Source organism: Streptococcus parasanguinis CC87K, from assembly GCF_000507765.1.
In the GTDB taxonomy this organism is placed as follows: domain Bacteria; phylum Bacillota; class Bacilli; order Lactobacillales; family Streptococcaceae; genus Streptococcus; species Streptococcus parasanguinis_J.
On record NZ_KI669401.1, the window covers coordinates 266,184 to 280,120 of the forward strand.

The 13,937-nt window shown below is 43.3% G+C and carries 12 protein-coding genes; 10 read left to right on the plus strand and 2 right to left on the minus strand.

What is annotated here, in order from left to right; all coding sequences use genetic code 11:
- The first annotated feature begins 36 nt into the window (after window positions 1–36).
- The 5 genes from pyk to HMPREF1195_RS01325 all read left to right on the plus strand — a co-directional run bounded on the left by pyk (window position 37) and on the right by HMPREF1195_RS01325 (window position 4,487).
- Window positions 37–1,542 carry a pyruvate kinase gene (gene pyk / locus HMPREF1195_RS01305; RefSeq protein ID WP_013903352.1) on the plus strand — a complete coding sequence of 502 codons (1,506 nt, stop codon included), beginning with the start codon at window positions 37–39 and terminating at the stop codon, window positions 1,540–1,542.
- 165 nt (window positions 1,543–1,707) lie between these two features.
- Entirely contained in the window at window positions 1,708–2,268 is a 561-nt protein-coding gene (lepB, locus tag HMPREF1195_RS01310; protein WP_003006560.1) for a signal peptidase I, read from the plus strand.
- 98 nt (window positions 2,269–2,366) lie between these two features.
- Complete coding sequence (locus HMPREF1195_RS01315) at window positions 2,367–3,008, plus strand: amino acid ABC transporter permease (RefSeq protein WP_023917742.1); 642 nt, start codon at window positions 2,367–2,369, stop codon at window positions 3,006–3,008.
- Window positions 3,009–3,020: 12 nt separating this feature from the next.
- Window positions 3,021–3,650: an amino acid ABC transporter ATP-binding protein gene (locus HMPREF1195_RS01320; RefSeq protein WP_023917743.1), complete on the plus strand. Its 630-nt coding sequence runs from the start codon at window positions 3,021–3,023 to the stop codon at window positions 3,648–3,650.
- A gap of 9 nt (window positions 3,651–3,659) precedes the next feature.
- Window positions 3,660–4,487: an amino acid ABC transporter substrate-binding protein gene (locus tag HMPREF1195_RS01325; RefSeq protein ID WP_023917745.1), complete on the plus strand. Its 828-nt coding sequence runs from the start codon at window positions 3,660–3,662 to the stop codon at window positions 4,485–4,487.
- Between the two features lie 181 nt (window positions 4,488–4,668).
- On the opposite strand, the gene HMPREF1195_RS01330 is transcribed toward HMPREF1195_RS01325, so the two are convergent.
- Entirely contained in the window at window positions 4,669–5,859 is a 1,191-nt protein-coding gene (locus HMPREF1195_RS01330; RefSeq protein WP_023917747.1) for a cation diffusion facilitator family transporter, read from the minus strand.
- 151 nt (window positions 5,860–6,010) lie between these two features.
- On the opposite strand from HMPREF1195_RS01330, the gene pcrA reads away from it, so the two are divergent.
- From pcrA to HMPREF1195_RS01345, 3 genes are all read left to right on the plus strand, one after another.
- Window positions 6,011–8,296 (plus strand): DNA helicase PcrA, encoded by a 2,286-nt coding sequence (pcrA, locus tag HMPREF1195_RS01335; protein ID WP_023917749.1) that lies wholly within the window; start codon window positions 6,011–6,013, stop codon window positions 8,294–8,296.
- 85 nt (window positions 8,297–8,381) lie between these two features.
- A complete protein-coding gene (locus HMPREF1195_RS01340; protein WP_023917750.1) occupies window positions 8,382–9,656 on the plus strand; it encodes a DUF2130 domain-containing protein in 1,275 nt (424 codons plus the stop codon).
- A gap of 33 nt (window positions 9,657–9,689) precedes the next feature.
- On the plus strand, window positions 9,690–10,460 hold the full coding sequence (locus tag HMPREF1195_RS01345) for an alpha/beta fold hydrolase (RefSeq protein ID WP_196229792.1): 771 nt from the start codon (window positions 9,690–9,692) through the stop codon (window positions 10,458–10,460).
- Window positions 10,461–10,491: 31 nt separating this feature from the next.
- On the opposite strand, the gene HMPREF1195_RS01350 is transcribed toward HMPREF1195_RS01345, so the two are convergent.
- Window positions 10,492–11,808 (minus strand): FAD-containing oxidoreductase, encoded by a 1,317-nt coding sequence (locus HMPREF1195_RS01350; RefSeq protein WP_023917755.1) that lies wholly within the window; start codon window positions 11,806–11,808, stop codon window positions 10,492–10,494.
- Window positions 11,809–11,989: 181 nt separating this feature from the next.
- Here HMPREF1195_RS01350 and truB point away from each other — a divergent pair, with 181 nt between their 5' ends.
- Both truB and HMPREF1195_RS01360 read left to right on the plus strand, forming a co-directional pair.
- Window positions 11,990–12,886 carry a tRNA pseudouridine(55) synthase TruB gene (truB, locus tag HMPREF1195_RS01355; protein WP_141754501.1) on the plus strand — a complete coding sequence of 299 codons (897 nt, stop codon included), beginning with the start codon at window positions 11,990–11,992 and terminating at the stop codon, window positions 12,884–12,886.
- Window positions 12,887–12,890: 4 nt separating this feature from the next.
- A complete protein-coding gene (locus HMPREF1195_RS01360; protein WP_023917759.1) occupies window positions 12,891–13,826 on the plus strand; it encodes a bifunctional riboflavin kinase/FAD synthetase in 936 nt (311 codons plus the stop codon).
- The last annotated feature ends 111 nt before the right edge of the window (window positions 13,827–13,937 follow it).

Sequence of the window (13,937 nt, forward strand, 5' to 3'; positions counted from 1 at the left end):
AAAGACAGATATATTTAAAAAGGAGTCATATATATCATGAACAAACGTGTAAAAATCGTTGCAACTTTAGGTCCTGCGGTAGAAATCCGTGGCGGTAAAAAATTCGGTGAAGATGGATACTGGGCTGAAAAACTTGACGTTGAAGCTTCAGCACAAAACATTGCTAAATTGATCGAAGCTGGTGCGAACACTTTCCGTTTCAACTTCTCACACGGTGACCACCAAGAACAAGGTGAACGTATGGCGACTGTTAAACGTGCAGAAGAAATCGCTGGTAAAAAAGTTGGTTACCTTCTTGATACAAAAGGTCCTGAAATCCGTACTGAATTGTTCGAAGGCGAAGCTAAAGAATATTCATACAAGACTGGTGAACGTATCCGCGTTGCTACAAAACAAGGTATTAAATCAACTCGTGAAGTGATTGCTTTGAACGTTGCTGGTGCGCTTGACATCTTTGATGACGTTGAAGTTGGACACCAAGTATTGGTTGATGATGGTAAATTGGGTCTTCGCGTTGTAGAAAAAGACGCTGCAAAACGTGAATTTGTTGTTGAAGTTGAAAACGATGGTATCATCGCTAAACAAAAAGGTGTAAACATCCCTAACACTAAGATTCCTTTCCCAGCACTTGCTGAACGTGATAACGACGATATCCGTTTCGGTTTGGAACAAGGTATCAACTTCATCGCGATCTCATTCGTACGTACTGCAAAAGACGTTCAAGAAGTTCGTGCTATCTGTGAAGAAACTGGTAACAGCCACGTTCAATTGTTTGCGAAAATCGAAAACCAACAAGGTATCGAAAACTTGGATGAAATCATCGAAGTTACTGATGGTATCATGATCGCTCGTGGTGACATGGGTATCGAAGTACCATTCGAAATGGTTCCAGTTTACCAAAAAATGATTACTTCTAAAGTAAATGCTGCTGGTAAAGTTGTTATCACTGCAACAAACATGCTTGAAACAATGACTGAAAAACCACGTGCTACACGTTCTGAAGTATCTGACGTCTTCAACGCTGTTATCGATGGTACTGATGCTACAATGCTTTCAGGTGAGTCTGCAAACGGTAAATACCCACTTGAATCTGTAGCTACAATGGCGAAAATCGACATGAACGCTCAAACACTTTTGAAAGAATATGGTCGTTTGAACCCAGCTTCATTCGAACGTAACTCTAAGACAGAAGTTATGGCTTCAGCTGTTAAAGATGCTACAAACTCAATGGATATCAAATTGGTTGTAACCTTGACTAAGACAGGTCACACTGCACGTTTGATCTCTAAATACCGTCCAGATGCTGATATCTTGGCATTGACATTTGACGAATTGACAGAACGTGGATTGATGTTGAACTGGGGTGTTATCCCAATGTTGACAGATGCTCCTTCATCAACTGATGATATGTTCGAAATTGCTGAACGTAAAGCAGTTGAAGCTGGTCTTGTTAAATCTGGTGATGATATCGTTATCGTTGCTGGTGTACCAGTTGGAGAAGCTGTTCGTACAAACACAATGCGTATCCGTACAGTACGTTAATAGACAATTATATCTAAAAGCCTTGCTGGTTGGTCCGAAAGGATTGACCGCGAGGTTTTTCTTTTTCTTCTGGTGTGTGTTGATAAGAATTCTCACTAATGCTTACTTTCTCTTTTTTAAAGATCAAAAACATGGTATAATAAATAAAAAGGAAGGGAGACATACATGCCAAGGAGAGATTTAATTAGAAATGTCATAATTGTCGGTGTACTGGTTTTGGCACTGATTTTGCTTCGAATCTTTGTATTTCATCCATTTAGTATCAATGATAAAATGGCCAATGCTTCTGTGAAAACTGGAGATCTTGTGGTAGCAACTAGAAACGCTCAGGTAGATCGCAGTGATTTGGTCTTATATAAGGTCGGTGGAAAAGAATACCTTGGACGTGTCATTGCCAAAGAAAACGACGAAGTCAGCTACGTAGATGACGTCCTCTATTTGAATGGACAGGCAACACCAGAACCTTACCTGAATAAAATGCTGAATAAACACCTAGCTGCTCCAACGAGTAATGGGTATTATACGGATGATTTCTTTTTATCAGAGTTAAAAGGGACCAAGGCTGGTCGTGTACCATCGGATACTTATCTAGTCTTAAATGATAACCGTGGGGATACAGAAGATAGCCGTGAGTTTGGTTATATCCATAAAAATCAGATCGAAGGAGTCGTGAATCTGCGTCTCTATCCTCTCAATAAATTTGGATTTATAAAAGTAGAAGAATAGCCGAAAGGCTATTTTTTTTATAAATATCAAAATGAACTAGTTTTTTTCCATTTTTGTGGTAAGATGTTCATTAAATAATTTTTTAGGAGGAGAATGCTATGCAGTATGCTTTGGAAATTTTACCAAGTTTGTTAAAGGGAGCAAGCCTCACCTTGCAAGTGTTTGCTTTCGTATTGATTTTATCGATTCCGCTAGGAATCGTTGTTGCTTTTTTGCTTCAGTTGCGCTCAAAGATCCTGCATGGACTCCTAACGATTTATATCTGGATCATGCGAGGAACTCCTCTTTTGCTTCAGTTGATCTTTATTTATTACGTCCTTCCAAGTATTGGGATTCGGATTGATCGCTTGCCTGCAGCTATCACAGCCTTCACTCTCAATTATGCAGCCTATTTTGCGGAAATCTTCCGTGGAGGAATTGTCGCCATTCCGACAGGTCAGTATGAGGCGGCCAAGGTCTTGAAATTGAGTTCATGGCAAACAATTCGCTATATCATTTTGCCTCAGGTGGTGAAGATCGTTCTTCCAAGTGTCTTCAATGAAGTCATGTCCTTGATTAAAGACACCTCCTTGGTCTATGCTCTGGGAATTAGTGATTTGATCCTGGCTAGTCGGACGGCAGCCAATCGTGATGCCAGTCTAGCGCCTATGTTTTTGGCGGGAGCTATTTATTTAATCCTCATTGGGATCGTGACCATCATTGCTAAGCGAGTTGAAAAGAACTTTTCATATTATAAATAGGAGGAGAAGCATATGTTAGAATTAAAACAAATTTCGAAACGGTTTGGGGATAAGCAGATCTTATCAGATTTCAATCTTCTCGTTCCTGAAAAACAAATCGTCGCCATTGTTGGTCCTTCTGGGGGAGGAAAAACCACCTTGCTTCGCATGCTAGCTGGTCTTGAAACCATTGATTCTGGTCAGATCATTTACAATGGTGAAAACTTGCCTCTGGATGCCTTAGAAAAACGAAATCTTCTCGGTTTTGTCTTTCAAGATTTTCAATTGTTTCCACATTTATCGGTCTTGGAAAACCTTATCTTGTCTCCTGTTAAGACCATGAATGTGACTAAGGAAGAAGCGAGTAAAAAAGCCATGAGCTTACTGGAGCGTCTAGGACTCGAACAACATGCGGATGCTTATCCCTTCTCTCTATCTGGTGGTCAGAAGCAACGGGTGGCATTGGCTCGTGCTATGATGATCGATCCAGAAATTATTGGCTATGATGAGCCGACTTCGGCCTTGGATCCAGAATTGCGATTAGAAGTTGAGAAGTTAATCTTGCAAAACCGTGAACTGGGGGTGACTCAGATCGTTGTTACCCATGATATTCCGTTTGCAGAAGCAATTGCGGATGTTCTTCTCAAGGTTGAGCCTAAATAGGAGGAGACTATGAAACGAGTAATACCATGGCTGATAGGTGTCCTTAGTCTCGCTCTTCTGACTGCCTGTGGACAGACAGTCAGTGATCCTAAAGTGGACAACTGGCAAAAATACCAAAAAGAGCAGTCCATCACGATTGGTTTTGATAATACTTTCGTTCCCATGGGCTTTGAGCAAAAAGATGGGAGCTACGCTGGTTTTGACATTGATTTGGCCAATCAAGTCTTTGAATCTTATGGGATTCATGTCAACTGGCAACCCATTGATTGGGATATGAAAGAAACGGAACTGAAAAATGGGACCATTGATGCCATCTGGAATGGCTATTCGGCAACAGATGAACGTCGGGAAAGTGTTGCTTTTACCAAGCCCTATATGAAAAATGAACAAGTCTTGGTCACTAAGAAAGCCTCTGGGATCCAATCAGTCGATGGGATGAAAGAGAAACGATTAGGTGCCCAGACCGGATCGTCTGGCTATATGGATTTTGAAGCCAATCCTAAAATCTTAAAAAATAAGGTTAAAAATCAAAAGGCTACCCAATACCAGAGTTTCAACGAGGCGCTGATCGATCTTCAGAATGATCGGATCGATGGCCTCTTAATCGACCGTGTCTATGCCAACTATTATCTGCAAACGGAAGGAATTTTAAAAGACTACAATGTCTTTCCTGTCGGTTTTGAGACAGAATCCTTTGCGGTAGGGGTGCGCAAGGCGGATAAAACTTTGAAGAAAAAAATTGATGAAGCATTCGTAAAACTTTATCAAAAGGGCCAGTTCCAAAAGATCTCTAAGAAGTGGTTCGGAACGGATGTAGCAACAGACGATATCAAGTAATAAAGAGAGTGGGACAGAAATCGGTAATTCGTTAGAATTCGATTTCGTCGTCCCACCTCCGCACAGTTGAGTAGGGCTGTAAAAGCTGATGAAATCAGCGTAGTAGAGCCCACTCAACCACTGCGTCTTGCTCGGCAATCCAAAAATAATTGAGAGGCTAGGACTTTTGTCCCAGCCTCTTTTAGTCGGTTTTATTAGTAATTTGATGGAAAATCTTTTGCCACGTTTCATGGCGACGCCAGAGACTGGTATGGATTTGACCATCTAGTTCATAGCGTATGAGTTTGGTTTTTTGGCTGATGGATTCCAGTTCAAAGTTTTGCAATTGAACTTGGTCGCTTGCGAGAGCCTCTAATAATTCTGCCTTGTTGTGTTCGTGACCGGTATCGTCAATCAAGGTATAATTATCCGCTAGCAATGTATCAAACTCTTGCTTAGCATAGAGGCGTTTTTCATAGGTTAAGAGTTTCTTTTCAACGTTTTCGATCAGCTCATCTTCAGGAATTGAGCTAGGTTCCACATGGACGTCAATGTCAAAGACTCCAAATTCTTCTTTTAGGAGATTCTCGACTTCTTCTGTGATCGCATGGCTTTCATAGACGGAAAGATCGGGATTCATCTCCAAGACAACGTCCAGATAGATATTGCTTCCGTAGGTCCGTCCGCGTTGGTATTTCACACGCGCAATCTTAGGGAGTTTTAAAATAGCTTTTTCGTAATCTTCGAGGAGACTATCGTCAAAGCCATCTGAAAGACTAAAGGAAGATTCCATAAAAATATCGTAGGCTGTTTTGAGGATAAAGAAGGTGATGATGATGGCTACGATTTTATCGACAATTGGATAGTTAAAAGCACTAGCAGCGATCGCGATCGACGTTCCAAGAGAAGTGACGACGTCTGAAAGATTGTCTTTTGCGGCAGCTTTTAAGGCTTTTGATTTGGCCCGTTTTGCTAAGCGAAGATTGTAGAAATAAACGCCTAGCATGACAAGGGCTGAAACCACTCCGACACCAGCACCGAGTGGATCAATGCTAACTGTTTCATTGCTGAAGATCTTTTGGAGGGTATCGCGTAAGACATCAAAACCAACATAAAACATAATGATGGAGGTGACTAGGCTTGCTAGATCCTCAATTTTCCAGTGACCAAATTTGTGATCGCGGTCAGCAGGTTGGCGAGCGAGACGAATCCCGATGAGCAGGGCAGCATTGCTGATGATATCAGATAAGTTGTTAAATCCATCGGCTACCAAACTGGATGAATGAAGTAGATGGCCGGTAGCCAATTTTACTGAAGAGAGCAATAAATAGGCTAGAATACTAATGATAGCGCCACGTTCGGCCAGTTTTAAGTTACTGTATGGTTTATCCAAAATATCCTCCTAGACCTCGGATGAAATCCTGTTTTCTTTAAGCTACTATTATATCGTTTTTGGAAGGGAAATTCAAATGAGTCCTTTTTTAAAAGAAGCTAGGCAGGTTTTTGTGGTATAATAGAACGATTGAATGAATGAGGAGTATGAGATGAATCCTTTATTGAATGGTATGAATGATCGCCAAGCAGAGGCGGTCCAAACGACAGAAGGTCCCCTCTTGATCATGGCGGGGGCTGGTTCTGGTAAGACACGTGTCTTGACCCACCGCATCGCTTACTTGATCGATGAAAAAATGGTCAATCCTTGGAATATTTTGGCCATTACCTTTACCAATAAAGCCGCTCGGGAGATGAAGGAGCGGGCTTATCAATTGAATCCAGCCACCCAAGATTGCTTGATTGCCACCTTCCACTCCATGTGTGTGCGCATCCTTCGCCGAGATGCGGATCACATTGGCTACAATCGTAACTTTACCATTGTCGATCCAGGTGAGCAACGGACCTTGATGAAGCGGATCTTGAAGTCCTTAAATTTGGATCCTAAGAAATGGAATGAACGGACCATCTTGGGGACTATTTCCAATGCTAAAAATGACCTGATCGATGAAGTGGCCTATGCTGCACAAGCGGGAGATATGTATACTCAGATCGTCGCCAAGTGTTATGAGGCTTACCAAAAGGAACTCCGGCAGTCAGAAGCGGTAGACTTTGATGATTTGATCATGCTGACCTTACGTCTTTTTGATCAGCATCCAGATGTGCTGACCTATTACCAGCAGAAGTTCCAATACATCCACGTAGACGAGTATCAAGATACCAACCATGCCCAATACCAGTTGGTCAAACTCTTGGCTTCACGTTTTAAAAATATCTGTGTCGTTGGGGATGCGGACCAGTCTATTTATGGCTGGCGGGGAGCAGATATGCAGAATATCCTGGACTTTGAGAAGGATTATAAGGAAGCTAAGGTCGTCCTCCTAGAAGAGAATTACCGCTCGACTAAGACGATTTTGCAAGCAGCCAATGATGTCATCAAAAACAATCGCCACCGCCGTCCGAAGAATCTCTGGACACAAAATGAAGACGGGGAAGAAATTGTCTATTATCGGGCTAATGATGAGCAGGATGAAGCTGTCTTTGTTGCTAAAACGATTGAAGAGCTTAGTCGCGAAGCTGGCTACAAACACCGTGATTTTGCAGTTCTCTACCGGACCAATGCCCAGTCACGGACCATTGAAGAAGCGCTACTCAAGTCCAACATTCCTTACACCATGGTAGGGGGCACCAAGTTCTACAGCCGGAAGGAAATTCGGGATGTCATTGCTTATCTGAACTTGATTGCCAACCTCAGTGACAATATCAGTTTTGAGCGCATTATCAATGAACCCAAGAGGGGAATCGGGCCAGGTACAGTGGATAAGATTCGTGACTTTGCCCAACTGCAAGAGTCTTCACTCCTGGATGCTTCAGCCAATATCATGCTCTCAGGCATTAAAGGAAAGGCAGCTCAATCCATCTGGGACTTTGCCAATCTCATTCTTGATTTGAGAGAAAGATTGGACCAGCTGACCATTACAGAGTTGGTCGAAGAAGTCCTTGACAAGACGGGCTATATGACGGCCCTAACCAATCAGGGAAATTTGGAAAGTCAGGCTCGCATCGAGAATATCCAAGAGTTCTTGTCTGTTACCAAGAATTTTGATGAAAATGGAGAGACCGTCGAAGACGAATCAGGTGTGGAAACCTTGAGTCGTTTCTTGAACGATTTGGCTTTGATTGCTGATACAGATGATGGGGCGCAAGAAACTTCAGAAGTCACCTTGATGACCCTTCACGCGGCTAAAGGATTGGAGTTTCCAGTCGTCTTCTTGATTGGGATGGAAGAAAATGTCTTTCCTCTTAGTCGTGCGGCTGAGGATCCAGATGAGTTAGAAGAAGAACGTCGTCTGGCTTATGTAGGTATTACACGGGCAGAGAAGGTTCTCTTCTTGACCAATGCCAACTCACGTTTGCTCTTTGGACGGACTAGCTACAACAGGCCAACGCGTTTCATCAATGAAATTAGCTCGGATTTATTGTCCTACCAAGGATTAGCTCGTCCAGCCAACACTAGCTTTAAGGCTTCTTATAGCAATGGAGGCGGAACGACCTTTGGAAAAGGGATGAGCCTGTCACAAGCCCTTCAAGAGCGCAAGAGACAAGCAGCTCCAAGTACTCTCACGTCATCAAGCCTCCCCTTTGGCAATAGCAACCGTTCTAGCGCCAAAGAGAGCGTCGCTTGGTCCATTGGCGACATTGCCATTCACAAGAAGTGGGGTGAAGGAACCGTGCTTGAAGTATCTGGTAGTGGTAGTACCCAAGAACTCAAGATCAACTTCCCAGAAGTGGGGCTCAAAAAACTCTTGGCCAGTGTTGCTCCGATTGAAAAGAAATAAACTGAAACCAGTAAGCTTAGCTTGCTGGTTTTGATTTTACAGGTGGCATGATATAATATACTAAGAATAGAGAAAGAGGCATGCTATGAACGAAATCAAGTGCCCCAACTGTGGGGAAGTCTTTACAGTCAACGAAAGTCAATACAGCGAACTCTTGTCACAGGTACGGACAGCTGAGTTTGACAAGGAAATTCATGAGCGGATTCGGCAAGAGTTGGCTTTAGCTGAGCAAAAGGCCCTTAATGAACAGCAAGAGAAGTTAGCAAAGAAGGACCAAGAAATTGCCCAGTTACAGAACCAGATTCAACAGTTTGATACCGAAAAAGAATTGGCCAAAAAAGAGGTGGAGCAAACGGCTAGCCAAAGCCTGCTAGAGAAAGAAAAAGAAGTGCAAGCACTGGAAAATCAGTTGGCCACCTTGCGCTTGGAGCATGAGAATCAACTGCAAAAAACACTGTCTGATCTAGAGAAAGAAAGAGATCAGGTCAAAAATCAGCTCCTATTACAAGAAAAAGAAAACGAGCTTTCTCTGACTTCTGTTAAGCAAAACTATGAGGCTCAGCTAAAGGCGGCCAATGAACAGGTCGAGTTCTACAAGAATTTTAAGGCCCAACAATCAACCAAGGCCATCGGGGAAAGTCTGGAGCAGTATGCGGAAAGTGAATTCAACAAGGTTCGCAGTTTTGCCTTTCCAAATGCCTATTTTGAAAAGGACAACAAGGTCTCTGCGCGTGGGTCTAAAGGCGACTTTATCTTCCGCGAGTGCGATGAAAATGGGGTGGAGATTATCTCCATCATGTTTGAGATGAAGAATGAAGCCGACGGGACAGAGAAGAAGCATAAGAATGCCGATTTCTACAAGGAATTGGACAAGGACCGTCGAGAAAAGAACTGTGAGTATGCGGTTTTAGTGACCATGCTTGAAGCAGATAACGACTACTTTAACACAGGGATTGTCGATGTCAGCCACGAGTATGAGAAGATGTATGTCGTCCGTCCTCAGTTCTTTATCCAGATCATTGGGCTCCTGCGTAATGCGGCCCTTAATTCCCTTAAATACAAGCAGGAATTGGCGCTTGTCCGTGAACAAAATATTGATATTACCCACTTTGAAGAGGACCTAGATGCCTTTAAAGTAGCCTTTGCTAAGAACTACAATTCGGCTTCTGTCAACTTTGGCAAGGCTATCGATGAAATCGACAAAGCCATCAAGCGGATGGAAGAAGTCAAGAAATTCCTCACCACATCAGAAAACCAACTTCGCCTCGCTAACAACAAGTTGGATGATGTTTCCGTTAAAAAATTGACTCGGAAAAATCCAACCATGAAAGCTAAGTTTGATGCTCTGAAAGGAGAATAATCTTTGTATTCAGCTAAGAACGCTACCTTGTCCATGAATGGGAAAACCATGGACTATGTGACATTTGGAAAAGGAAAGGACGCTCTAGTAATTATACCAGGCTTGGGGGATGGGTTACAGACCGTTAAAGGAAAGGCACAGCTCTTTTCTCTCTCGTATCGTCTACTTGCTAAGCGATATAAGATCTATGTTTTTTCTCGAATCAATGAGTTGAGACGGGGCTATACGACGCGGGATATGGCAGCAGATGTAGCAGAAGCAATGGAGACACTAAACCTAGATACCGCTTATGTTATGGGGATTTCACAAGGTGGAATGATTGCCCAATGGTTGGTGGCGGATTTCCCTGAAAAGGTACAAAAGATCATTTTAGCTGTGACCACTGCAAAACCTAGTCAACTTCCTAGAGAACGAATTGAGCATTGGCAAAAACTTAGTCAATCTGGAAATTTTAAGCATCTCATGCTGGATATTGCAAAGCATTCCTATACGCAAAAGAGCTATCAAAAGTGGCGGTTGCTTTATAATATTATGGGTCGCTTGGGGCGAATCAAAGATGAAAATAGAATAGCCATTCAGTCTCAGTCTTGCCTGGAACATAATAGCCGTGAGGTCTTAAAGGAAATTCAGTGTCCAACCTTTGTCCTTGGTGCGCTTGAAGATGATGTGATTGGTGTGGACGGATCCAAGGAACTGGCAAAAGCGATTTCGGATTGTCAACTCCTCATTCTTAAGCACTCTGGGCATGCTCTTTATGAAGAAAATAAAGCATTTCAAGAGGCTGTCTGTGGATTCTTAAACTAAAAAACGCTGGAAAAATTTCCAGCGTTTTTATTTAAATCGCAAAGAGATCGTTTAGGTTTTCTGCCATGGTTGGGTGGGTAAAGATTTGTTTTGCGATGTAAGTATAAGGGATCTTGTTGTCCATCGCCATGGTAATCAGGTTGATGATTTCGCCTGCAGCTTCTCCAAAGAGCGTCACTCCAAGAATTTCTTTGGTTTCTGGGTTAACCACGGCTTTGAAGGCACCTCGAAGGTCTGCATTGACGTGTCCGCGTGGCATAGCAGCAACTGGCAATTCTTTAACAGCAACTGGAAGTTCTTTGTCACGTGCTTCTTGCTCGGTCAAGCCGACTTGGGCAAGTGGAGGAGCAATAAAGAGTGTTGTCGCATAATTTCTACGAGTTTCGAGATTGTAGCTACCATCGCCTGTGAGGTAGTTGAAGACAATGCGGAAGTCATCGAGTGACATGTAGGTGAATTGAGGGCCACCATTGACATCTCCAACTGCAAAGACACCAGGGACGCTGGTTTCCAAATAACGGTTGACTTGGATCGCTCCACGATCAGTGACTTGGATGTCTGTGTTTTCAAGACCAAGTCCAGCTGTGTTTGGCTTACGACCTGTTGCGTAGAGAAGGATATCGAACTCAAAGTCTCCCTTATCTGTGACAACCGTTAAGCTGTTTTGGCCATCTTTGATTTCTTGGGTATGAATGCCTTGCAAGAATTGAATACCGTCTTCTTCAAGGTAGCCTTTTGCAAGAGCTGCAATACTTGGCTCGATCCGTGGCAAGAATGTTTCAGAAGCATCCAATACCGTTACTTGGCTGCCCAAGGTATTATAGAGATGAGCAAATTCCAATCCGATTGGTCCACCACCAAGGACACCCAAGCGTTTAGGTAGGTTTTCCAAACGTTGAATGCCGGTTGAATCCACGGCAAATTTACTTTCAGCCAAACCTGGAATCGGAAGGACATTTGGCACAGCACCAGTATTAATAATAATGGTTTCAGCTGTCAATTCTTCCTTTTCATCTCCAGCTTGAATTTCGATGACTTTGTTAGAAACGAAACGAGCCGTCGCGTCGATAATGTCTACACCAGTTCCAGCAATGGTTGCGTAGTTCTTGCCATTGAGACGAGTAGTGACTGCATTTTTCTCATTCATGGCTTGCTCAAAATCCAAGCCTTTTTCTGCTGCAACAATCAAGGTCTTGGTTGGAATACAAGCGATATTGATACAAGTACCACCGTACATAGATTTGCTCTTTTCAATTAGAGCAACTTTTTTTCCTTGGCTTGATAATTTCGCTGCAAGTGTTTTACCAGCTTTACCAAATCCAATCACAATAACATCATACATTAACATATGTTACACCTTCTTTCGCTTTCTATTGTATCAAACCCATTTTAAAAAGTCTGAAATCTGCTACGGGATTTTTTAGGAGCTCATGGGAAGGGGGGAAAGAGGGACAAGAAGTCTCGTTTCGTGGTATAATAAGAGGTCGGTGACCCGGATGGTCACACATGAGTTAGAAAGAGCAATTCAAATGGACGGAATTATCAATGTAAGAAAAGAAGCAGGCATGACTTCGCATGATGTGGTCTTTAAACTGCGGAAAATCTTAGGCACCAAGAAGATTGGCCATGGAGGAACTTTGGATCCGGATGTGGTCGGGGTGCTTCCGATTGCCGTAGGAAAAGCGACCCGTATGGTCGAATTTATGCAAGATGAGGGTAAAATCTACGAGGGAGAAATCACTTTGGGATTTTCTACCACGACGGAAGATGCCAGTGGGGAAATCGTTGAGCGTACTCCAGTGGAAGCACCTTTAGATGCAGCAGAGGTAGACCACATGATTGCCCAGATGGTGGGAGAGATCGAGCAGGTACCCCCCATGTATTCAGCGGTCAAGGTCAATGGGCGTAAGCTCTATGAATATGCGCGTGCAGGTGAAGAAGTGGAACGGCCTGTCCGGCAGGTAACCATTTATGACTTTACGCGCACCAGTGAGATCGGCTATGAGGCAGGACTAGCCCGTTTTCGCTTCCGGGTTAAATGCAGCAAGGGGACTTATATCCGGACCTTGTCGGTGGATTTGGGTCAAAAGTTGGGTTACGCCGCCCACATGTCCCACTTAACACGAACCAGTGCTGCAGGTTTGTCACTGGATGATGCCCTGACCCTGGAAGAGCTTGCTGAAAAAGTAGCGAAAGGAGATTTGAGCTTCCTTCATCCTCTTGAAATTGGGACAGGAGATCTAGAAAAAGTGGAGCTGACAGCAGAAGAGGTTGGCGAAGTCCAAGTAGGACGCTTTATTCCAGTTGAGAGTGACTCCAAAGAGTTAGCTGCTTTTTACCAAGGAAAATTGGTAGCCATTTTAGAAAAAAGAGAAGAACTTTACAAACCTCGAAAAGTCTTTCTCACAGAAAGTGTGTTACAATAAATTCATGAATATTCGTACGATTACTACTGCTAACCAGATCCATTTGGAGAATGAGACAGTTTTGGTTCTGGGCTACTTTGATGGCCTGCATCTGGGGCATCAAGAACTCTTTAAAAAGGCGCGTCAGATAGCGGATGAAAAAGGCTTGAAGGTCGCTTTGTTAACCTTCCCTGAATCTCCTAAGTTAGCCTTTGTTCGCTACCAACCAGAATTACTGCTTCATTTGCAGAGTCCTGAGGATCGGTTCCAAAAATTAAACGAACTAGGAGTGGATGAGCTCTTCCTCATTGATTTTACGACCGATTTTGCTTCTAAAACCGCCAAAGAATTTGTTGATCAATTTGTCAAAGCCTTGAGGGCCCGAGTTTTAATTGCTGGATTTGATTATAGTTTTGGCTCTGATAAGAAAACGGCCTCTGACTTAGCTGCTTATTTTGATGGTCAAGTGGAAGTCATTTCTCCTGTATTGGATCAGGGTGAAAAGATTAGTTCGACCCGCATTCGTCAAGCTATCCTAGAAGGACGCGTCCAAGAAGCTGCCCGTCTACTTGGTCACCCTTTATCCAGTCGAGGAATCGTTGTGCATGGGGATGCGCGTGGCCGCACCATTGGCTATCCTACTGCCAATTTAGCGCCGATTGACCGGACCTATTTACCATCAGATGGGGTTTATGTAGTTGATGTCGATTTTAAAGGGCAGACCTACCGTGGGATGGCTTCTGTTGGGAAAAATGTCACCTTTGATGGAAAAGAGCTTCGTTTCGAAGTCAATCTCTTTGATTTTACAGGAGATATCTACGGTCATACCCTGACCATTCATTGGTTAGATAAGATTCGAGAAATGGTCAAATTCGATGGGATCGATCAACTAGTGGCGCAACTAGAAGAAGATGAAGCAGTTTCACGAAACTGGACAAAGAGGCTGGGACAAAAGTCCTAGCCTCTCAATTGTTTTTGGATTGTCGAACAAGACGCAGTGGTTGAGTGGGCTCTACTACGCTCATTTCATCAGCTTTTACAGCCCTACTCAACTGTGCGGAGGTGGGACGAC